This is a genomic window from Serinicoccus sediminis (assembly GCF_004153545.1).
In the GTDB taxonomy this organism is placed as follows: domain Bacteria; phylum Actinomycetota; class Actinomycetes; order Actinomycetales; family Dermatophilaceae; genus Ornithinicoccus; species Ornithinicoccus sediminis_A.
Genome location: NZ_SDVA01000002.1, coordinates 179,453 through 200,254 on the forward strand (window position 1 = coordinate 179,453; position 20,802 = coordinate 200,254).

Consider the following 20,802-nt stretch of genomic DNA (forward strand, 5'->3'; position numbering starts at 1 on the left):
CCGGACGGCTCGGCTCAGTGCTGCTCCAGCAGCCTCAGCCAGATCTCGCTGACGGTCGGGTAGGCGGGCACCGCGTGGCGCAGCACGCTCAGCGGCACCCCGCCGACGATCGCGACGGTGGCCGCGTGCAGCAGCTCGCCGGCGTGCGGTCCGACGAAGGTCGCGCCGAGGAGGCGGTCGTCCTGGACGACGAGCCGCGCCCACCCGGTGACGTCGTCGCGCTGCAGCGAGGCACCGGCGACGGCCGACATGTCGGCGTCCAGCACCCTGGCGTCGGGCGCCTCCGCGCTGGTGCGCCCCACCCACGCGACCGGCGGGTCGGTGAAGACGACCTGCGGCACGGGGACCTCGTCGGGCTCGCGCAGCGGTGTCCCGGCGAGCCGGGAGCCGACGAGCCGGGCCTGGTACTTGCCCCAGTGCGTCAGGGGCGCCCCGTCGGAGGCGTCTCCGACGACCTGCAACCAGTCCGGCAGGTGCTCCGCGGCGAGGCCGCCGCGCTCCGGCACCGTCACCCCGACCGACCCCAGCCCCAGGTCGCGCAGCGCCGGACGCCGACCGGTGGCCACCAGCACCTCGGCATACCTCTCCTCCCCGCCGTCGACGACGAGGGTGACCTCGGTGCCGCGCGGATGGCCGACCGCGGTGGTGAGCGGCGGGTCCCGGTATGCCGACCCCACCTCGACCCCGAAGCGCACCGTGATGCCGGCGTCCCGCAGCGAGGTGGCCACGATCTCGGCGGCGACGTCCTCCGCGCGCGCCAGCAGCCGGTCGTCCCGGACGAGCATCGTCACCTCGGCGCCCAGGGCGGCGAGCCAGCGGGAGGCCTCGCACGCGACGACACCTCCGCCGACGACCGCGATCGTGGCCGGGACCTCGTGGATGCCGGTGGCGTCGCGGCTGGTCCACGGCGCGACCTCGGCGTAGACCTCGGGCACGACCGCCTCGCTCCCGGTGGCCACGACCACCGCGCGACGGGCCCGGAGCACCCGGTCGCCCACGGTGACCTCGCGCTCGCCGGTGAGACGTCCCCGCCCGCGCACGATGCTCAACCCCGCCGATCGTGCCCAGTCGACCTGGCCCTCGTCGTCCCAGTCGGAGGTGAAGGAGTCGCGTCGGTCGAGCAGGGCGTCCCGGTCGAGGGCGGGCGCCTCCAGGCCGCCGAGATGGTCCGCCTGGGCGGCGACGTCGAGCGGGGTGAGCAGGGCCTTGCTCGGCATGCAGGCCCAGTAGGAGCACTCACCGCCGAGCAGCTCGGCCTCCACGACCACGACGTCGAGCCCGCCGCGGGCCGCGTAGTCGGCGGCGTTCTCCCCGGCGGGGCCCCCGCCGATGACGACGACGTCGTGGTCGGTGGTGTCCTGCCGACTCATGTCGCGCTCTCGACGACCTTGGCGAGCCGGTCCAGCGAGGCCTGCAGCTGGGCCTCGCCGGTGGCGCGGGCCCGCTCCACCCGGGACTCGTCGGTCAGCTCGGTCCAGTCGTAGGTGTGGGTGACGCGGCTGGCGCCGTCGCCGACCGGCTCGACCTCCCACCGCCACTCGTGCCCCGCCGGGTCCTTGCCCTCGCTGGCGGGCCGCCAGGCGATGAGCCTGCCCTCCTCGAAGGCGACCACGTGGTTGTCACGGACCTTGCCGCTCGTCACGCGCATCGCGAACACCTCGCCGACCGCCCGCACCCGGTCGCCGTGCACCACCTCGGCCACGTTGTCGTTGCCGTCCCACGCCGCGTGCTGCGCCGGGGTGGCGATGAGCTCGAAGACCGCCTCCGGCGGAGCGGCGACCTCACGGCTGACGGACACGATCTGCACTTCCTCGTCCATGGGCTCAGTCAAGCGGTCGGAGGGAAGTGCTGTCGACCGCAGGGAGCAGGCACGCGACACACCGGGGTGCTCACCGGGACCGCGATCGGCTCGGCCGGCCCCGTGCGGCCATGGTCACGGCGTTGGCGAGGACGACGAGCGTCATCCCGACCCACTCGTGCACGGCGAGGAACTGCCCGAGCAGGACCATGCCGACGAGCGCGGCGAGCACCGGGTGGGCGCTCATGGCGACCCCGAAGACGGCGGCGGGCACCCGCCGCAGGACCAGCAGGTCGAGGGTGTAGGGCACCACCGTCGACAGGACACCCGCTACCACGGCGAGTCCGAGCGCCGCCGCGGTGAAGCGGTCACCGGCCACCAGCCACACCAGCACCGGGAGGTATGCCGTGGCCGACACCGCGGTCGCGAGCGCGGTGCCCTGCACACCGGGCAGCGCCGCGCCCACCGAGCGGTTGGCGAGGATGTAGCCGCCCCAGCACGCCGCCGCGGCCAGCCCGAAGGCGATGCCGAGGACGTCGCTGCTCGGTCCCGGCAGCACGAGGACGTAGACACCCACCCCCGCGAGCACCGCCAGCGCCAGGTCGCGCACCGACCTCGACCCGAGCAGGGCGACGGCCAGCGGCCCGAGGAACTCCAGGGTGACCGCCAGCCCCAGGCCGATGCGGTCGACGGCGGCGTAGAGGCCGAGGTTCATCCCGGCGAACATCGCCGCCAGCCACGCCACCCGGACCCACTGTCCGCGGGTCAGCCGCCGGACGTCCGGCCGGGTGAGCGGCAGCAGGACCGCGGAGGCCACGAGCTGACGGACCGCGACCACCCCGGCCGGGCCGATCGCCGTGAAGGCGTGGCTGCCCCAGGCCGCGCCCATCTGCGTGCTCGTGGCGGCGGTGAGCATGAGCAGCACGTCGCGCGGGCTGGTGCTCCGTGGCGTGTCGGCCACGGGCGCGTCGGCCACGGGGGCGGGGGCGGGCTGGGTCTGGCTGACGGACATGCCCCGAGTCTGCTGACCGCCGAGGCATACGAGAAATGCACGACGCGCACGCTGCATACACTTGTCGTATGCCGACACCGGAGGTCTCGCTGCGCGACCTGCGCTCCTTCCTCGCCGTCGTGGAGGAGGGCACCTTCACCGACGCCGCCATCGCCCTGGGCACCACCCAGGCCTCGGTCTCCCGTCACGTCGGCGCCCTGGAGCGCTCGCTCGGGGTGCGGCTGCTGGCGCGCGGTGGACGCGTGGTCACCGTGACCACGGCCGGCCGCCGGGTGCTGCGGCACGCCCGGGCGAGCGTCGAGGAGGCGCGGGCCGTGGTCCGCGCCGCGCACGACGAGGGGCGCGAGGTGCGGGTGGGGTATGCGTGGGCCGCCCTCGGTGAGCACACCGCCACCGTGCAGCGCGAGTGGACCCGCCGGCACCCCGGCTCCGAGCTCACCTTCGTCAACACGGCCACCCGCTTCGCCGGGCTCAACGAGGGGACGGTCGACCTGGCGGTCGTGCGCCGTGACCCGGGGGTCTCGCAGATCGCGACGGCGGTCCTCGGCCGGGAGTCGCGGCGGGCGGCGCTGCCGGCGGAGCACGAGCTGGCGCGGCGGCGCAGCCTGCGCATGGCCGACTTCACGAGCCGGACCGTCGCCCTGGACACCTCGACCGGCACGACGACGACCGATCTCTGGGCACCCGACCAGGCCCCCGGTGACTACCGCCTGGTGCGGGGCACCGACGAGTGGCTGACCGTCATCGCCGCCGGTCACGCCGTCGGCCTCACCTCGGAGGCGACCGCGGCGCAGTACTCCCGCCGCGGGGTCGTCTTCCGGCCGGTCCTCGACGCACCACCGGTGGAGGTGCTGCTCATCTGGTGGCGTGAGGACCCGCCCAGCGTGCTCGAGGAGCTCCTGGAGCTGGGCCGCGCAGCCTACGGCGCCTGACCCGGGTGGTGCGGCCCAGCGTGGTCAGCCCCGACCGGCCGCGGCGGACGAGGTCCTGCTGTGCTGCTCCACACCACTGGGGGACTGCGTCATCGAGGCCTGAGAGCCTGGTCGCGCATGACGGGGGCATGTCGTCGCCGGCTCAGCAGTCGGGTCGGCTGAGCCTCGCCGAGCCACCGCGGCCGGCGCAGGGCCGCTCGGCTGCAGCCTCACGAACCTCACGAGCCACTGGCTGCCGGGATATGGCCATCCGCGCGCGTTGTCTCCCGGGCGGATGCACATTCCCCCGCAGCGTGCTGCGCGTGGTGCCCACGTGACGCACGTGGCGGGGACATCCAGGTGGGTGACGGCCTGCAGCTCGGTGCGCTCGCGTCCCCACCTGCCCGCCCCGAGGGGTCGCCCCAGGTGTACCGACCTGTCCGGTCAGGACACCTAGGCCGAGAGGTCCTGCAGCCGCGGGCGCAGCTCCTCGCTGAAGAACCGCATGAAGCCGTCGACGTCCGGCCCGGCGTTGATGAGCGCGAGGTGGTCGAAGCCCGCGTCGGCGAACTGCCGCACGACCTCCAGGTGGCGCTCCACGTCGGGGCCGCAGGCGAAGACCTCGCGCATCGAGTCCGGGGTGATGAACTGCGTGGCGGCGTCGAAGTGGGGCGGGTTGGGGAGCTCGCTGTTGACCCGCCAGCTGCCGAGCCCGAAGCGGAACATCCGGTGCGCCGACTCGGCCGCTGTCTGCTCGTCCGGGGCCCAGGCGAGCGGCACCTCGTTGTAGCGCGGGCCGGACCCACCGGCCTGCTCGAAGGCCTCGATGAGCGAGGCGTCCGGGTCGGTCGCGAAGATCCCGTCGCCCTGCTCCGCGGCCACGCGCGCCGCCTGTGGTCCGCCGATGGCCACGACGATGTCCGGCAACGTCTCGGGCAGGTCGAAGACGCGGGCGTCCTCGATGGTGAGGAACTCCCCGCGGTAGGAGTGGTAGCCGCCCTGCCAGAGCAGACGGATGATCTCCAGAGCCTCGCGCAGCATCTGGTGGCGGTCGCGCACCTCGGGCCAGCCCTGACCGACGACGTGCTCGTTGAGCCGCTCGCCCGACCCCACCCCGAGGGTGAAGCGGCCCCCGGAGAGGATCTGGGTGGTCGCCGCGGCCTGCGCGATGATCGCCGGGTGGTAGCGGATCGTCGGGCAGGTCACCCCGGTCGCGATGCGCAGACGGTCGGTCGACGCGGCGATCGCGGCCAGCACCGACCACGCGAAGGGCGAGTGCTCGTGCTCGGGCAGCCAGGGGTGGAAGTGGTCGCTGATCTCGACGAAGTCGAAGCCGGCCCGTTCGGCCTCCACGGCCTGCCGCACGAGCTCGGTGGGAGAGAAGTTCTCGGCGAACAGCTTGAATCCGATCTGCATGGCTCCAGCCTATGAGCCGCGCCCCCCGGCCGCGCGGCGTGCCGCCACGGGGCTGGGCGGGGCGTGCGGTGAAGGCCTGTGCGGAAACAACCGCGGCGCCGGGACGTTGAAGCGGTGACAGGTCCGCCATACCCCGAGCAGAGGACGAGACATGCCGTTCCGCAAGATCGCCGCCCTGGGCGCCGCCGCCGACGCGGCCCGCCGCTTCGCCCGCAAGGACCCGCAGAAGACGCAGTCCTACCTCGACAAGGCCGCCGACTTCGCGGACCGGCAGACGAAGGGGAAGTACACCAGCCAGATCCGCTCCGTCTCCGACAAGGCCGGTCAGGCGGCCCTGGGTGACGAGGGCCGCCCCGGCCCGGGCGACGAGGACCGGCCGGGAGGCTCACGCCCCTGAGCCCCGCCCGCGCGTGGCGGATGAGCGCGCGGGACCCCCCTCAGGGTGGTTAGCGTCGAGGGAGTTCCACGTCGCCGGCTGCCGAGGTCGACGCGTACGCACGCCCGACCCCCGAGGAGACCGCCATGGGCCCCAGCGAGCACGACGCCACCGTCCCCGCAGCGCACCGGCACGAGCCGGCAGCTCCCTCCTACCCCCCGGCGCCGGAGGTGCCCCGCCCGCCGAGCCCCAGCACCGCGGGGCAGGCCGCCGACAACGCGCTCTACACCGACCGCACCGAGCCGGGGCAGGGGGGCGAGCTGCATCAGCAGCCCGGACCCGACCAGGAGGTCCTGACCACGGCACAAGGGGTGCCGCTCGCCGACGACCAGAACTCTCTCAAGGCCGGTGACCGCGGCCCGACCCTGCTCGAGGACTTCGCGCTGCGCGAGAAGATCTTCCACTTCGACCACGAGCGCATCCCGGAGCGGGTGGTCCACGCCCGCGGGTACGGCGCGCACGGCACGTTCACCGCGACCGAGGACCTCTCCGACCTGACCTGCGCCTCGCTCTTCGCCGAGGCGGGCAAGCAGACCCCGGTCTTCGTCCGCTTCTCGACCGTCGCGGGCAACCTGGGGTCGTTCGACCTCGCGCGCGACGTGCGCGGCTTCGCGACGAAGTTCTACACCGACGAGGGCAACTGGGACCTCGTCGGCAACAACATCCCCGTCTTCTTCGTCCAGGACGCGGTGAAGTTCCCCGACCTCGTCCACGCCGTCAAGGAGGAGCAGGACCGCGGCTGGCCGCAGGCCCAGTCCGCGCACGACACCTTCTGGGACTTCGCCAGCCTCATGCCCGAGTCCACGCACATGCTGCTGTGGCAGATGTCGGACCGCACCATCCCACGGTCCTTCCGCTTCATGCAGGGCTTCGGCGTGCACACCTTCCGGATGGTCGACGCGGACGGCCGCAGCACCTACGTGAAGTTCCACTGGGTGCCCCGGCAGGGCCTGCAGTCCGTGGTGTGGAACGAGGCCGTGAAGATCAACGGGGCCGACCCCGACTTCCACCGCCGTGACCTGTGGCAGGCCATCAACAACGGGGACCTGCCGGAGTGGGACCTCGCCGTGCAGACCTTCGACGACGAGTTCGCCGACCAGTTCGAGTTCGACGTGCTCGACTCGACCAAGATCATCCCGGAGGAGCAGGTGCCGCTGCGCGTCATCGGGACCATGCGCCTGGAGCGGGTGGTGGACAACGTCTTCAGCGAGACCGAGCAGGTCGCCTTCTGCACCCAGAACATCGTGCGCGGCCTCGACTTCACCAACGACCCGCTGCTGCAGGGCCGCAACTTCTCCTACCTGGACACCCAGCTCAAGCGGCTGGGCAGCCCCAACTTCACCCAGCTGCCCATCAACGCCCCCCGGTGCCCGGTGGCGCACTTCCAGCGGGACGGGCACATGCAGACCGGCGCGCAGTCCGGCCGTGCCACCTACGAGCCGAACTCCTTCACCGGGGCGGCGGCCGGTCCCCGGGCCGACGCCGAGCGGGGCTACCGCAGCGTGGCCCGGCACGAGAGCGGCGACACCCGTCGCGTCCGCCCGGAGTCCTTCGCCGACCACTACTCCCAGGCGGGGCAGTTCTGGCGCAGCCAGAGCGCGACCGAGCAGCAGCACATCCGGATGGCCTTCGTCTTCGAGCTCTCCAAGTGCGAGATCCCGCAGATCCGGACCCGCGTGGTGGCCAACCTGCGCAACGTCGACGAGGGACTCGCCGCAGCGGTCGCCGACGGCCTGGGGATGGACCTGCCCGAGGCGACGCCGCCGCACGCGCAGCCGAACCACGACCTGCCCGACTCGCCGGCACTGAGCATGATGTCGCGGGCACCGCAGAGCTTCGCCGGACGCAAGCTCGGGGTCCTCGTCACCGACGGCGTGGACGCCCAGGTCCTGGACGGCCTGCGCGAGACCTTCGAGCAGGGCGGTGCCCTCGTCGAGACGATCGGCCTCAAGGTCGGCGGGGTCACCCTCGCCGACGGCGAGCGCCGACCGGTGGACCACAAGATCGACGGAGCACCCTCGGTCCTCTTCGACGCCGTAGCGCTGCTGGGCGCGGACGGTGCCGCCGACGAGCTCGCCGGGCACCCCGCGACCCGTGACTTCGTCTCGGACGCCTTCAGCCACTACAAGGTCATCGGCCACCTGCCCGGCGCCCAGGCGTTGCTGCGGGCCGGTGGCATCGACGGCAGCCTCGACGAGGCGTGCCTGGACCTCAGCGACGCCACGTCCCAGGACTTCCTCGAGGCCTGCGGCGCGCTGCGCCACTGGGCCCGCGACGTCTGAAGCCGACCACCCCGTCCGCACGGAGGAGAACCATGACCCGAGCAGACCTGTCCTCGCTCCCCGGCCAGCACCAGGACTGGCCCGGCACCGTCGCCGACCTCGACCCGCAGCCCGACCACGGCGAGCACTCCTGGACGGGCCGGGACCGCCTCCCGGGGCGCCGGGCGCTCATCACCGGCGGCGACTCCGGGATCGGGCGGGCCGTCGCGCTCACCTTCGCCAAGGAGGGCGCCGCCGTCGCGGTGGCGCACCTGCCGGAGGAGCAGGCGGACGCCGAGCGCACCCGGCAGCTGGTCGAGGAGGCCGGGGGCACGTGTCACCTGTTCCCCGTCGACCTGCGGGACCGTGAGGCCAACGAGCAGGTCGCGCAGGACGCCGTCGGGGCCCTCGGCGGGCTGGACGTGCTCGTCGCCAACGCGGCCTACCAGATGACCCACGACCTGCTCGAGGACTTCCCGCCCGAGCAGGTCGAGCGGACCTTCGCGACCAACGTCTTCTCGCCGTTCTGGCTGGTGCGGGCGTTGGCCGACGAGCTGAGCCCCGGCGGGTCGGTCATCGTCACGACCAGCATCCAGGCCTACTCGCCGTCGGACCACCTGCTCGACTACGCCGCCACCAAGGCCGCGCTCAACAACCTCGTGGTCAACCTGGCCGCCGAGCTGGGGCAGCGTGGCGTGCGGGTGAACGCCGTGGCGCCGGGGCCGATCTGGACCCCGCTCATCCCGTCGACCATGGCCGCGGACAAGGTCGAGGGCTTCGGCTCGGACACCCCGCTGGGTCGGGCCGGTCACCCGGTCGAGGTCGCGGCGGCCTACGTCTTCCTGGCCTCCGACGAGGCGAGCTACGTCTCCGGCACCGTGCTCGGGGTGACCGGCGGCAAGCCGGTCTTCTGAGCCCCGCAGCAGGGTCCTCCGTCTCGGCGGCCTCGATCCCGACCGCTCCCGGATGAGAAGGTGGGGCGACCGGGACACGGAGGAGGCGCAGCGATGGTGGCGGACGGGCTCGACCCAGGGGAGCGCGAGCAGCTGACCTACGCGCTCGACTCGCGTCTCGGGCCGCACCTCGAGGCAGCCACCGCCGCGGTGCGCGAGGCCGAGCGTGGCCTGGCCGACGCCCGGGAGCGACTGGCCGCGGCCGAGCGTGCGGTGGAGGAGTCGGCCTACACCTCGGACCCGTTGCCGTTCATGCGGCAGGGGGTGCAGGAGGAGGTGGACGGCCTCGCCCGCAAGACCACCGAGAAGAAGGTGCGCGCGTCCTACCGCTTCCTCGTCGACCGGGCTGTCGACCTGGCGGCGGCGGAGGTCCAGCGCTACCACGACGACCGGTCCGCCGACCGCCGGGAGCAGGAGCAGGGCGTGGAGGCCTGTCGGGAGGCCGAGCGGCGCGCCGTCCTGGCGCTCGAGGCGGCCCGCCAGATGCACGAGCGGGTCCGGCAGGCCGAGCAGTCGGCCCGGCAGGGGCTCGACATCATGGTCGCCCAGCTGGACGAGCCGCCGCAGAACGGCTGACCACGCCCCGTCGTCACCCACCGGCCCGCCGGGGACCGCCGTCGTCAGCGGCGTGGGTCGATGAGCGTCATCCCGGCGACGACGGCGGTGTCGAACACCGGGAGCAGCTCCGCCGCCTCCTGCAGCCCGACCGTGCGCTCGACGAGCCGCTCGGGCGCGAGCGAGCCCTGCTCGATGAGGGCCAGCATCGCCGGGTAGTCGACGGCCGGCATGCCGTGGCTGCCCAGCAGGTCCAGCTCCCACCCGATGACCCGCTCCAGCGGGACCCGAGGGTGGCCGACCACCCCCGGCAGCAGCCCGACCTGGACGTGGCGCCCGCGCCGACGCAGCCCGAGCAGGGCGTCGCGGCAGGTCTGCTCGCTGCCGACGGCGTCCACCGTCACGTGGCTGCCGCCGCCGGTCAGGTCGTGGATGGCCGCGGGGACGTCGGTGCCGTCGGCGAGGACGGTGTGCTCGGCCCCCAGCCCGGCGGCGACGGCGAGCGCCTGGGGGTTGCGGTCGACGGCGACCACGCGGGCCCCCCGCGCCCGGGCGACCATGACGACGCTGAGGCCGACACCTCCGGCGCCGACGACGCTCACCCACTCCTCGGGCGTCACCCGTGCCCGGTCGACGACGGCCCGGTATGCCGTGGCGAACCGGCACCCCAGGCTCGCCGCCGTGGTGAGCTCGATCGTCGGTGGGACGGCCACGAGGTTGGTGTCGGCCGCGTGGAGGGCCACCTGCTCGGCGAACGACCCGTCGTGGGTGAACCCGGGCTGCTGCTGGTCCGGGCAGACCTGGGCCTGGCCCGTGCGGCACCAGTGGCACCGGCCGCACCCGCAGACGAAGGGCACCGTGACCCGGTCCCCCTCCCGCCACCGTCGCACCTGCGCACCCACGTCGGTGACGACCCCGGCGAGCTCGTGACCGGGCACGTGCGGGAAGGCGATGTCGTCGTGGCCGGCCCAGGCGTGCCAGTCGCTGCGGCACAGCCCGGTCGCGTGCACCTGCACGACGACACCGTCCGGCGGGGGGACCGGCTCCGGGATCTCCCGCACCTCCGGCGTCGCACGGGCCGAGGACAGGACGATGGCGCGCATGCCGCCAGTCTGGCAGCGCTCAACCGGTGAGCCGCGCCAGCCTGGCGGTCAGCAGGTCGTGGCGGTGGGCGTTGCCGTGCAGCCCGACGTATCGCTCCCCGTAGACCGAGAGCAGCGAGTCGTCGAGCCGGCGCACCGCACCCGGGGGGTAGCGGTAGCCCATCCGGGCGTCGATCGCGTTGTCGTCGACGTCGCGGAGCACGTCCCGCAGCTCGGCCAGCGAGGTGACGCCGAGCTCGAGCAGCAGGCCGCTGATCCACGTGTAGTGGTCGGTGCGCGACCACCCGGCCTCGGTGAACTGGCCGGCGAGGAAGGCGGCGAGGTCGGTGGCGCCGATCCGCGGGTCGTCGTCCGCGACGTCCGGGGGCGACGTCAGCTCGCGGCGGTGCCGGTCGCGGATCGCGGAGAACTGCTGGTCGGCGAGCTCCAGCAGCCCGGCCGCGAGGGTGAACCGCCGGTCGAAGTCGTGGGCGTGCTCCTGCGGCACCGACCCCTTGTAGCGGATGTCGTGCTCGAACTCGGCCCAGGCGTGCTGGAGCACGGTGCGGATCTGGACCGACGCCGGCCGCCCCGGGGGTATGCCGGCCGCCCGGGCCCGCTCGTCGTCCAGGGCGACGAGCAGGTGGCGGCTGGCGTAGCCGAAGCGGCCCTCGGCCGCGGTCTCCTGGCCCATGTCACGGTCGTCGCGGACCTCGAGCTGGGCGTCGAGCAGCTGGGCCACCGCGTCGACGTCGTCCTGCACGTAGGTCACCACGCGCACGCCGATCTGGTCGGTGATGTCGGTGAGCGGCTTGGGGAAGGCCAGCCGCCCGGTGCTGGTGCGCCGGGCGGCCTTGCCGGCGAAGGACTCCACCGACTTGGTCCGACCGGTCACCGCCAGGTAGTTGATGCCGGCGTCGTCGAGCAGCTGGGTGACCAGCGCGACGTAGGAGTCGGTGGCGGCGCGCAGGGCCTCGTGCCCCGCGGCATACCGCGTCACCGCCCTGCGGATCCGGACCGACTGGTTGCTCGACACGGGCCCAGCCTGCCGTATGCGCGGTGCGGACGCCCAGGGGTGGGTGCGACCTGCCGGCTGCGGGGACCCGGTCACACGGACCGTCGACGGGCTGCGCGCCGCCGGGCCCGACGCTGGTGCCGGTCGGCCCGCAGGGCGGCCAGCCAGCGCGACGCCGACCGGTCGGAGAGGGCGATGAGGGCCACGATGGAGGTCGACACCAGGAGGAGCTGCAGCGGACCGAGGGCGGTCAGCTCCCGTGCCGGCCTCAGCATCGTGGCCGCGCCGTCCACGGTGAGAGCGGTCAGCACGACGTAGCGGGCCCAGGCGTGCCCGCGCAGGATGAGCACGAGCATGGGGACCTGCACCACGGCGAGCAGCAGAGCCGTGAACGTGGCCAGGAGGAAGCGGTTGTCCGGCGTGGTGCCCGTGCGCAGGTCGTCCGGCACGCCGGTGCCGAGCACGCTGCCGACCTGGAGCAGGGCCCCCGTGGCGATCGCCGCGACCGCCACGAGGAAGACCGCGGGCCGCGGGGGCACCGCGCTGTTGTCCTGGAGCTCCGCGCTGGCCCGGCTCGTCCAGGACGCCACAGCACCCTCCGGCTCGGGGGCGGGGGGTGCCTCGGGGACGCCCACGGCGGAGACGTCGAGGACGGGCAGGTCGCCGTCGGTGTGGATGGCGTCGCCCCCGCCGTTGCGGTGGTGGTAGCCGGTGGAGAAGTCCTCGATCACCTCCACCCTGACCGGGAGGCCGGTGGCCCGCACCGTGTCCACGATGTAGTCGCGCTCGGCGTCCGTGTCCGCGTCGATCTTGTGGGTGACCTGGAGCGTGAAGAGGGAGAGGCCGACGGCCCGGTCGTAGGTGCCGGCCGCCACCCAGTCGACCTGGTGACCGCCCGGGAGGAACCAGCCCGCCGGGCAGCGCCAGAGCCGCACGTGGTGGCGCTTGGCGCGGCTGTCGGCGACCTCCTGCTGGAAGGCGACGTCCTGCTGCCGACCGAAGAGGAACAGCGAGCTCACCGGCGCCCGAGGGTAGGAGCGCCGGGTCACCGAGCCGGTGATGATGCGCCAGGAGGTCCGCAGGGTGATGGGGTCGGCGACCACCCAGCCGGCCTGACGCATGACGGTGTCGACCTGCTCGGCCGATCCTCGGAGGGCGAGGTTGACCGGGTCCCCGAGCAGGCCGTCGGCCGTGTGGACGCGGCCGATGAAGTACTCCGGGACGTAGATCTCGGTGAGCACCCGGTGCAACCGGGGCAGGGCCAGGTAGGCGGTGATGACCCAGAACGCCACGAGGTAGGCCAGGTGCCACCAGTCCAGGTCCAGGCTGAGCCGCAGGAGCAGGACGGCGAACCACACGGCATACACGGCGCCGAAGACGAAGAGCGCCCGGTCGACCACCACCGCGAGCCCGTTCGGCCCGTGCCTGTCCACCCTGACCTTGGTCGGGTCGCTGCGGTACCGGGGCCGTGGCCGCGAGGTGGGCACGACGAAAGCGTAGGGCGCGGGGGCGCCTCCGCGCACCAGGTCGACAGCCGGGCCCTACGGCCCGGAAGGCGGGTCCCCCCACTCGCGCGCCAGCGCGGTGCGCAGACCAGCCACGCCGTCGGTCCCGATGCGACCCGCCAGCACCTGCTCGATCTCGGCGAGCGTGGCCACGGCGACGCCGACCAGCTCCTCGCCCTGGTCGGTGAGGCGCACGAGGCGGCTGCGGCCGTCGGTGGGGTGGCCGACCAGCTCGACGAGGCCGAGGCCGGCGAGGTCCCGGACCAGCGCGTGCGCCGACTGCCGGGTCATCCCCATGCGGCGGGCGAGCTCGGCCGGAGTCGACCCGTCCTCGCCGAGGTTGACGAAGACCTGGGCGTGGCCGCGCGACAACGCCGGCCACCCGGCGTCGTGGAGGCGCGTCAGCAGGGCGTCGTTGAACCAGTCGGCCGCCCGCAGCAGGGCCGCAGCGAGGCTGCCGCCCTCCAGGGGTGCCTCCCATCCGGTCATCCCGTCACCCTAGCCCTGGGCAAATCCGTCAGGTAGACTGACGATCAGTCGATCTGGACGGAGCTCATCATGCGGATAGCGGTTCTCGGGGCCACCGGACGGACGGGACGACCGTTCGTCGAGCTGGCCCTGGCAGGCGGGCACGAGGTGACGGCGCTCGTGCGTTCTCCGCACAAGCGGTCCCTGCTGCCCGCAGGTGTCGACGTGGTCGACGGCGACGCGACCGACCGGGCGGCCCTCGAGCCGCTGGTCGCGGGCTGCGACGCCGTGGTCGACCTCCTGGCGCCCGAGCGCGGTGGGCTCCCCGACCTGCGCCGGCAGGTGGTGCCCGGACTGGTGGCGGCGATGCGGGCGGGTGGGGTCCGGCGCCTCCTCCTGCTCACCGGTGCGGGGGTCCGCGTCCCGGCCGACACCCCGAAGGTCGCCGACCGGCTCATCGTGGGGGTGATGAGGCGGGTCGCGGCGCAGACGTTGGAGGACGCCGAGCAGGCGGTCGCTGCGCTCACGAGCCACGACGACCTCGACTGGACGGTCGTCCGGGCGCCGCGGCTCCTGGACGGTGACCCGACCGGCCGGGCGCGGACGTTCCCCGGCGTCGGTCGGGGGTCGTCCACCTCCGTCCGCCGTGCGGACCTCGCCCGCTGGCTGCTGGAGGAGGTCGAGCGACCGGCCTGGGTCCACCAGCACCCGGTCGTGACCTCGTGAGCCCCCGCCCCGTCCTGGTCGTGGGGGCCACCGGTCGGGTCGGTGGCGCCGTCCTCGCGTCCCTGCGCTCGCGGGAGGTGCCGGTCCGGGCTCTCGTGCGGGACCCCCGGGCCCTGACGGCGTGCGAGGCCGGCCTCGAGGTAGGACGGCTGGACCTGCGGGACCCCTCCACGTTCGCCGACGCGGTGGCCGGGGCCGGCAGGCTCTTCCTGGTGCGGCCCCCCGCCATCGCCCGCGTCGGGCCCACCGTCAACGCGTTCGTCGACGCCGCCGTCGGCGCTGGGATCGACCACGTCGTCCTCGCCTCGGTGGCGGGGGCGGACGACAACCGCCTCGTCCCGCACCACCGCATCGAGACACACCTGCGGGCGGCCGGGGTGGCCCACACCCTGCTGCGGCCCGGGTTCTTCGCGCAGAACCTCACCGGCCCCTACCGGCAGGACATCCGTCATGACGACCGCCTCTACGTCCCGGCCGGGCAGGGCCGGGTGGCCTTCGTCGACGTCCGCGACCTCGGCGAGGTGGCGGCGCAGGTGCTCGAGGACCCCACGGGCCACGTGGGTGCGGCCTACGAGCTGACCGGGCCGGAGGCGGTCACCTTCGACGAGGTCGCCGCCCTGCTGTCGGACGCACTGGGTCGGCCCGTCCGGTACGAGCCCGCCACCGTGGTCGGCTACGCCCGTCACCTGCGTCAGGGCGGGCTGCCGCTGACCCAGACGCTGGTGCAGACGGTGCTGCACGTGGGTCTGCGCCGGGGTGACGCCGCCGCGGTCGACCCGACGTTGGGCCGGCTGCTCGGCCGTCGGCCCCGCACGGTGGCCGACGTCATCGCCGACCACACCCACCTCTGGCGACCGGAGGACTGACCCGCGCCGGGACCCCTCAGGCCAGGGTGCGGGGCCGTGAGCCGTGGCGGCGCTCGCGCGCCATCGCCAGCAGCCCCAGGACCGGGCCGGGCAGGAGCAGCCACGCGACCGCGGCGCCGAGACCGGCATACGTGGTGGAGACCAGCAGGATCGACCCGGCGCTGAGGGCGAAGCCGAGGCTGTTCTGGATCGCCAGGGCACTGCCGACGAGGTCCTGCGGGCAGGCGCGGGCGCTGAGCGCCGAGAACTGCGGGGAGTCGGTGATGACCGCGACGCCCCAGACCAGCAGCACCGCGAGCACCAGCCAGGTCGGTCCGCCCGAGAGCAGCGGGTATGCCGCGCACACCAGCCCGGAGACCGCGAGCGCCGTCGCGGCGACCCGCCCGCTGCCCCAGGTGGACGACAGCCGGCCACCGACCACGCAGCCGACCGCGCCGACCGCGATGACGACGAAGGACCAGCCGGGGACGAGGCCGCCGGCGGACGACGCGTCGGCCAGCGCGTCGGCGACGAGCAGCGGCACCAGCGTCCAGAAGGCGTACAGCTCCCACATGTGGCCGAAGTAGCCGAGCGAGGCGAAGCGGTAGTCGGACACCGTGAAGGCGCGCAGCACGGCGCCCCAACGCAGCCCGCCGGGCGCCCCCCGCGGCAGGTGCGGGCCGTCCCCCAGGTGCAGGACCAACGCCGCCGCGACGAGGGCGAGGACCGAGGACGTGAGCATCACCTGGGCCCAGTCCAGGCCGACGCCGGCGGCGCGGATGCCGTGCGGCAGCGCCGTGCCGAGGGTGAGCATCCCGACCAGCCACCCCAGTGTCGCCCCGGCCCGGCCCGGGTCCCAGGAGACGACCATCTTCATCCCGAGCGGGTAGACCCCCGCCAGGGTCACACCGGTGAGGAAACGCCACACCATGCCCTCGGTGAGGTCCGAGGCGAGCAGCGCGAACCCGGCGTTGGTCAGGCCGGCCACCAGGGCGGACACCGCGAAGACCCGGCTGGCGCGGAACCGGTCGGCCAGGCTGGACACCGCCATGAGGATGGTGCCGAGCGCGAACCCCAGCTGCACCGCCAGGGTCAGCCTCCCGATGCCCACCGCGTCCAGGCCCCACTCGACCCGCAGCCCGTCCGCCGCGCTGTTGGCGCTGAACCACACCGAGGTCCCGAGCAGCATCGCCAGGACGATCGTGGCGACGGCGCGCCGTGGGGAGGTGTGGGCCATGGGGCGACCCTAGGTGGTGGCCGGGGCAGGCTCGGCTGGCGCGAGGTGCGAGACCCGGCAACGCCCCCTTGCGGTGCCGGGTCGGCGGTCGCAGACTCGACCCGGCGGACCGGTGTCGAGATCGCGGTGCCGGCTCCGTCCCCCGGGCAGATGGCGGCCATCGGGGCCGGCACCGACACCAGGAGGACCTGATGGCCAAGTACCTGCTGCTCAAGCACTACCGCCGCAGCTCCGGGCCCGACCCGCTGCCCGGCACCGACGTGCCGATGGACCGGTGGACCGAGCAGGAGGTGGCCGACCACCTGCGGTTCATGGACGACGTCGCCGATCGGCTCCGGGAGCGCGGCGAGTTCGTGGACGGGCAGGCGCTCGCCCCCGAGGGCACCTTCGTGCGGCACGGCGGCGAGGGCAGACCCCCGGTCACCGACGGGCCGTTCGCCGAGACCAAGGACCTCATCGCGGGCTGGATGGTCATCGACGTCGACTCCGAGGAGCGGGCGCACGAGGCCGCGGCGGAGCTCTCGGCCGCCCCCGGCGCGGGCGGCGAGCCCATCTGCGAGTGGCTCGAGGTGCGCCCCTTCCTCACCCGCACCCCGGCGACCGACGCCTGAGCGGTCCGGGCGTGGAGGACCTGCTGCGACAGCTGGGGCCGCGGGTCCTGGGTGTCCTCGTCCGGCGTGGGGCGGACTTCGCGTCGGCCGAGGACGCCGTGCAGGAGGCCCTGATCGAGGCGGTCGACCGCTGGTCGGAGGGTATGCCGTCCGACCCGCAGGCGTGGCTGGTCACCGTCGCCTGGCGGCGGTGGCTGGACCACGTCCGTTCCGAGACGGCACGGCACCGGCGTGAGCGCGCGGACCTCGCGGAGCCACCCCCGGGGCCCACCGAGCAGGCCGACGACACGCTGCGCCTCCTCTCCCTGAGCTGCCACCCGGCGCTCAGCCCGGCCTCGGCCGTGGCGCTCACGCTGCGGGCCGTGGGCGGCCTCACGACCCGGCAGATCGCCGAGGCCTACCTCGTGCCGGAGACGACGATGGGCCAGCGGATCAGCCGGGCCAAGCGCACGGTCGCCGAGCACGGCCTGGCACCCCAGGAGGCCCGCGACCTGAACCGGGTCCTGCGCGTCCTCTACCTCGTCTTCAACGAGGGCTACCAGGGCGAGGTCGACCTCGCGGCCGAGGCCGTGCGGCTCGCCCGGGAGCTGGCCCGGCAGACGGGCGACCCGGAGGCGGTCGGCCTGCTGGCGCTCATGCTGCTGCACCACGCGCGCCGCGCCTCCCGCTTCGAGGAGGACGGTTCGCTGGTGACGCTGGCCGACCAGGACCGGTCGCTCTGGGACACCCGGCTCGTCGCCGAGGCGGTCGACCTGCTGCAGGGCGCGCTCGCGGCGGACCGGCTAGGCGAGTTCCAGGCCCAGGCGGCCATCGCCGCCCTGCACGCCGACGCACCCAGCGCGGACGAGACGGACTGGCCGCAGGTGGTCGGCTGGTACGACGAGCTGCTCGCCCTCACGGACAGCCCGGTGGTGGCGCTCAACCGGGCGGTGGCCGTGGGCGAGGCCGACGGGCCGCAGGCGGGGCTGCGGGCCCTGGCGGACGTGCCTGACGGCATACCCCGTCGGGAGGCGGCCCACGCCCACCTGCTCGAGCGGGCCGGGGAGCCGGCGCGTGCCGCGGCGCTCTACGCCCGTGCCGCGGCCCGGGCGAGCAGCACGGCCGAACGCGACCACCTGACGCGGCAGGCGGCCCGGCTGCGCCGGCGATAACGCGCTCGGACGCTGCGCGGAGGACCGTCGGACGGCGCCACCGGCGCGTCCGAGGTACGGTCCACGACGGCTGGCGTGAGCGCCGGACCGCCGAGACGAGCAGCACGGACGAGCACAGGAGGAAGCATGCGCGGAGCAGTCATCCACGGACCGGGGGACATCCGGGTGGAGGACCGGGAGGACCCCACCGTGACCGAGCCCACCGACGCCGTCGTCCGCACGGTCGCCGCCTGCGTCTGCGGGTCCGACCTGTGGCCCTACCGCGGGATCTCGCAGGTGGCCGAGCCTCGGCCCATCGGCCACGAGTTCGTCGGTGTCGTCGAGCAGACCGGGTCGCAGGTGTCGACCGTGCAGGCGGGGGACGTCGTGGTCGGTGGCTTCCTGCACAGCGACAACACCTGCCCGGTCTGCCGGGTCGGCCAGCACGCCAACTGCCAGAACGGCGGTGGGTATGCCGGGTGCCAGGCCGAGCGCATCCGCATCCCGAACGCCGACGGGACGCTCCTGGCCACCCCCGGCCGGCCCGACGACGACCTGGTCCCGAGCCTGCTGGCCCTCTCCGACGTCATGGGGACCGGCTGGCACGCCGCGGTCTGCGCCGGGGTGCGCGAGGGCGGGAGCGTGGTCGTCGTGGGTGACGGCGCGGTGGGCCTGTGCGGCGTGCTCGCGGCGCGCGTCATGGGCGCCGAGCGGATCATCGCCATGAGCAGGTACGAGGACCGGCAGCGGCTGGCCCGGGAGTTCGGGGCCACCGACGTCGTCGCCGAGCGCGGCGACGAGGGGGTGGCCGCCGTCCGCGAGCTGACCGACGGGATCGGCGCGGACGCCGTGCTCGAGTGCGTCGGCACCCAGGACTCCGTGGTCCAGGCGCTGCAGTCCGCGCGTCCGGGTGGGATGGTCGGCTGGGTCGGCGTCCCGCACGTGACCGACATCCCGCAGGAGCACATGTTCTACCGCAACGTGGGGCTGCGCGGGGGGATCGCGCCGGTGCGCGCCTACCTCCCCGACCTGCTGCGCCTGGTGCTGGACCGGGAGATCGACCCGGGCCGGGTCTTCGACCTGGAGCTGCCCCTGGAGCAGGCCGCCGAGGGGTATGCCGCGATGGACGAGCGGAGGGCGATCAAGGCGTTGCTCCGACCCTGAGCCGCCGCTGCTCGCCGATCCCCGGTGATCTTCTGCGCAGACTGCGCACAACTATCGCTTGATCTGCGCAGGCTGGCCTGGCAGACTCGCGGATGGCCTCGGCAGTGCCGCCCGGGCCAGCGCACCCAGGAGAGTCATCGTGGACATTCAGCTGCTGCTCGCCCTCGTCGCCGGCATCGCGACCATCATCGTGCTGGTCCTGCGGACCAGGCTCGACGCCTTCATCGCCCTCCTGGTGGCCTGCGTGGTCACCGGGATCCTGGCCGGCCAGGAGCTCACCGGGATCGTCGGGTCCATCACGACCGGCTTCGGCACGACGTTGGGCAACATCGGCATCGTCATCGGCCTCGGCGTCGCCATCGGCAAGATCCTCGAGGTCTCCGGCGCCGCCGACGCCCTGGCCCGGGCCTTCCTGCGGGCCTTCGGCCGGGGACGTGAGGAGTGGGCCCTCGGATCCGTGGGGTCGCTGGTCTCGATCCCGGTCTTCTGCGACAGCGGCTACGTCATCATGAACCCGCTCGCCCGGTCCATCGCCCGGGTCAAGCGCGGAGGCTACGTGGCCCTCGCCCTGGCCCTGGGCTGCGGCATGACGCTGACCCACCACATGGTCCCGCCCACCCCCGGCCCGCTCGCCGCCACCGGCATCCTGGGCGCCGACCTCGGCCTGGTCATCGTCACCGGGCTCGTCTTCACGGTCATCCTGCTGCCGGTCGTCGTGGTCTACGCCCGGTGGATCGGCCCGACGCTCGAGGACCACATCGTTCCCGAGGTCCGCAACGCCGTCTACCCGCACCTGGCCACGGTCGGGTCGGACCGGTCGACCGGCGGCCCGGGCTCGCGCCGGGGGTCCGGTGGGGACCGGCACGGCACCGAGGCCGGCCGCCGGGAGGACGACCACGACCTGCAGGCCGAGGACCAAGAGGTCCAGACCTACGACCCGGAGACCTACTTCGGTGAGCCGCCGGCCGGCGAGGAGCACCGTCGCGTGGGCGCGCTGCTGGGCTCCCTGCCGTTGGCGATCCCCCTCGTCCTCATCGTGGCCAACACCGTGACCGCGGCCGTCGACCGGAACCAGCAGGGGACGCTCGCGGGCGACTACGAGGCGAGCGACTGGACGGCTCCCTTCGCCTTCCTCGGCAACCCCGTCGTGGCTCTCGTCATCGGCGCCATCCTGGCCGTCTACGTCCTGCTGCCCCGCTGGACCCCCAGGGGCAAGGTGCAGGGCTGGTTGGCCGAGGCGGCCGCGTCCGCGGGTCTCATCCTGCTCATCACCGGTGCGGGCGGCGCGTTCGGGCAGGTCCTGCGCGACTCCGGCGTGGGCGACGCGCTCGCCGAGGCCATCGCCTCCACCGCGCTCCCGGCCTTCCTGGTGCCCTTCGTCATCGCGACGGTCGTCCGTATCGCCCAGGGATCCGGCACCGTCGCCATGATCACCGCCGCCTCCGTCACCGCACCCCTGGTCGACACCCTGGGGGTGGACCCCGTCGTCGCAGTCCTGGCCTGCACGGCCGGGTCGATGGTCTTCAGCTACTTCAACGACTCCTACTTCTGGGTCGTCACCCGCTTCACCGGCCTCGAGGGGACGGCCGCCCTCAAGGGCTGGTCGGGCATCACCACCGCGGTCTGGGTGGCGTCGATCCCGCTGCTGTTCGTGCTCAACCTCGTCATGGGCTGACC

General features: G+C 74.0%; 20 protein-coding genes. 11 read left to right on the forward strand and 9 right to left on the reverse strand.

The genetic code is table 11. The annotated features are described in order from the left end of the window. Nucleotides 1-14: 14 nt before the first annotated feature. The 3 genes from EUS26_RS03400 to EUS26_RS03410 all read right to left on the reverse strand — a co-directional run bounded on the left by EUS26_RS03400 (nucleotide 15) and on the right by EUS26_RS03410 (nucleotide 2,810). The gene (locus EUS26_RS03400) at nucleotides 15-1,370 is read right to left on the reverse strand and encodes a dihydrolipoyl dehydrogenase family protein (RefSeq protein ID WP_130011773.1); all 1,356 of its coding nucleotides are present in this window, start codon (nucleotides 1,368-1,370) and stop codon (nucleotides 15-17) included. Next, nucleotides 1,367-1,819: an SRPBCC family protein gene (locus EUS26_RS03405; protein ID WP_130011774.1), complete on the reverse strand. Its 453-nt coding sequence runs from the start codon at nucleotides 1,817-1,819 to the stop codon at nucleotides 1,367-1,369. The genes EUS26_RS03400 and EUS26_RS03405 overlap by 4 nt, the downstream gene beginning before the upstream one ends. 70 nt (nucleotides 1,820-1,889) lie before the next feature. Further along, a complete protein-coding gene (locus EUS26_RS03410; RefSeq protein ID WP_238148791.1) occupies nucleotides 1,890-2,810 on the reverse strand; it encodes an EamA family transporter in 921 nt (306 codons plus the stop codon). Nucleotides 2,811-2,878: 68 nt separating this feature from the next. Here EUS26_RS03410 and EUS26_RS03415 point away from each other — a divergent pair, with 68 nt between their 5' ends. Continuing rightward, a complete protein-coding gene (locus tag EUS26_RS03415; protein WP_130011775.1) occupies nucleotides 2,879-3,742 on the forward strand; it encodes a LysR family transcriptional regulator in 864 nt (287 codons plus the stop codon). Nucleotides 3,743-4,174: 432 nt separating this feature from the next. Here EUS26_RS03415 and EUS26_RS03420 read toward each other — a convergent pair whose 3' ends face one another. Then, nucleotides 4,175-5,137, reverse strand: a complete 963-nt coding sequence (locus EUS26_RS03420) for a TIGR03557 family F420-dependent LLM class oxidoreductase (RefSeq protein WP_130011776.1) — start codon at nucleotides 5,135-5,137, stop codon at nucleotides 4,175-4,177. 151 nt (nucleotides 5,138-5,288) lie between these two features. Between EUS26_RS03420 and EUS26_RS03425 the strand changes: the two genes are divergently transcribed. The 4 genes from EUS26_RS03425 to EUS26_RS03440 all read left to right on the forward strand — a co-directional run bounded on the left by EUS26_RS03425 (nucleotide 5,289) and on the right by EUS26_RS03440 (nucleotide 9,363). Beyond that, nucleotides 5,289-5,534, forward strand: a complete 246-nt coding sequence (locus tag EUS26_RS03425; RefSeq protein ID WP_130011777.1) for an antitoxin — start codon at nucleotides 5,289-5,291, stop codon at nucleotides 5,532-5,534. A gap of 125 nt (nucleotides 5,535-5,659) precedes the next feature. After that, nucleotides 5,660-7,855, forward strand: a complete 2,196-nt coding sequence (locus EUS26_RS03430) for a catalase (RefSeq protein WP_130011778.1) — start codon at nucleotides 5,660-5,662, stop codon at nucleotides 7,853-7,855. Nucleotides 7,856-7,887: 32 nt separating this feature from the next. Next, nucleotides 7,888-8,748, forward strand: coding sequence for an SDR family oxidoreductase (locus EUS26_RS03435; RefSeq protein ID WP_130011779.1), 861 nt, complete (start codon nucleotides 7,888-7,890; stop codon nucleotides 8,746-8,748). 93 nt (nucleotides 8,749-8,841) lie between these two features. Then, the gene (locus tag EUS26_RS03440) at nucleotides 8,842-9,363 is read left to right on the forward strand and encodes a hypothetical protein (RefSeq protein WP_130011780.1); all 522 of its coding nucleotides are present in this window, start codon (nucleotides 8,842-8,844) and stop codon (nucleotides 9,361-9,363) included. Between the two features lie 44 nt (nucleotides 9,364-9,407). Here the strand turns inward: EUS26_RS03440 and EUS26_RS03445 are convergent, their stop codons facing one another. From EUS26_RS03445 to EUS26_RS03460, 4 genes are all read right to left on the reverse strand, one after another. Further along, the gene (locus tag EUS26_RS03445; protein WP_130011781.1) at nucleotides 9,408-10,445 is read right to left on the reverse strand and encodes an alcohol dehydrogenase catalytic domain-containing protein; all 1,038 of its coding nucleotides are present in this window, start codon (nucleotides 10,443-10,445) and stop codon (nucleotides 9,408-9,410) included. A 19-nt stretch (nucleotides 10,446-10,464) separates the two neighbouring features. Further along, complete coding sequence (locus EUS26_RS03450; RefSeq protein ID WP_130011782.1) at nucleotides 10,465-11,460, reverse strand: GTP pyrophosphokinase; 996 nt, start codon at nucleotides 11,458-11,460, stop codon at nucleotides 10,465-10,467. A gap of 71 nt (nucleotides 11,461-11,531) precedes the next feature. Beyond that, the gene (locus EUS26_RS03455) at nucleotides 11,532-12,926 is read right to left on the reverse strand and encodes an LssY C-terminal domain-containing protein (protein WP_130011783.1); all 1,395 of its coding nucleotides are present in this window, start codon (nucleotides 12,924-12,926) and stop codon (nucleotides 11,532-11,534) included. 54 nt (nucleotides 12,927-12,980) lie between these two features. Next, complete coding sequence (locus EUS26_RS03460; protein WP_130011784.1) at nucleotides 12,981-13,433, reverse strand: MarR family winged helix-turn-helix transcriptional regulator; 453 nt, start codon at nucleotides 13,431-13,433, stop codon at nucleotides 12,981-12,983. Nucleotides 13,434-13,502: 69 nt separating this feature from the next. Here EUS26_RS03460 and EUS26_RS03465 point away from each other — a divergent pair, with 69 nt between their 5' ends. Beyond that, a complete protein-coding gene (locus EUS26_RS03465) occupies nucleotides 13,503-14,138 on the forward strand; it encodes an NAD(P)-dependent oxidoreductase (RefSeq protein ID WP_130011785.1) in 636 nt (211 codons plus the stop codon). Continuing rightward, nucleotides 14,135-15,004 carry an SDR family oxidoreductase gene (locus tag EUS26_RS03470; RefSeq protein WP_130011786.1) on the forward strand — a complete coding sequence of 290 codons (870 nt, stop codon included), beginning with the start codon at nucleotides 14,135-14,137 and terminating at the stop codon, nucleotides 15,002-15,004. The genes EUS26_RS03465 and EUS26_RS03470 overlap by 4 nt, the downstream gene beginning before the upstream one ends. Before the next feature lie 16 nt (nucleotides 15,005-15,020). Here EUS26_RS03470 and EUS26_RS03475 read toward each other — a convergent pair whose 3' ends face one another. Further along, nucleotides 15,021-16,220, reverse strand: coding sequence for an MFS transporter (locus EUS26_RS03475; protein ID WP_130011787.1), 1,200 nt, complete (start codon nucleotides 16,218-16,220; stop codon nucleotides 15,021-15,023). Between the two features lie 191 nt (nucleotides 16,221-16,411). On the opposite strand from EUS26_RS03475, the gene EUS26_RS03480 reads away from it, so the two are divergent. The 4 genes from EUS26_RS03480 (at nucleotide 16,412) to EUS26_RS03495 (ending at nucleotide 20,800) form a co-directional block, all read left to right on the forward strand. Then, nucleotides 16,412-16,831 carry a YciI family protein gene (locus EUS26_RS03480; protein WP_130011788.1) on the forward strand — a complete coding sequence of 140 codons (420 nt, stop codon included), beginning with the start codon at nucleotides 16,412-16,414 and terminating at the stop codon, nucleotides 16,829-16,831. 11 nt (nucleotides 16,832-16,842) lie between these two features. After that, nucleotides 16,843-17,982 (forward strand): RNA polymerase sigma factor, encoded by a 1,140-nt coding sequence (locus EUS26_RS03485; protein WP_130011789.1) that lies wholly within the window; start codon nucleotides 16,843-16,845, stop codon nucleotides 17,980-17,982. A gap of 126 nt (nucleotides 17,983-18,108) precedes the next feature. Further along, on the forward strand, nucleotides 18,109-19,125 hold the full coding sequence (locus EUS26_RS03490; protein WP_130011790.1) for a zinc-dependent alcohol dehydrogenase family protein: 1,017 nt from the start codon (nucleotides 18,109-18,111) through the stop codon (nucleotides 19,123-19,125). Nucleotides 19,126-19,264: 139 nt separating this feature from the next. Next, complete coding sequence (locus tag EUS26_RS03495; RefSeq protein ID WP_202865026.1) at nucleotides 19,265-20,800, forward strand: GntP family permease; 1,536 nt, start codon at nucleotides 19,265-19,267, stop codon at nucleotides 20,798-20,800. Nucleotides 20,801-20,802 lie beyond the last annotated feature (2 nt).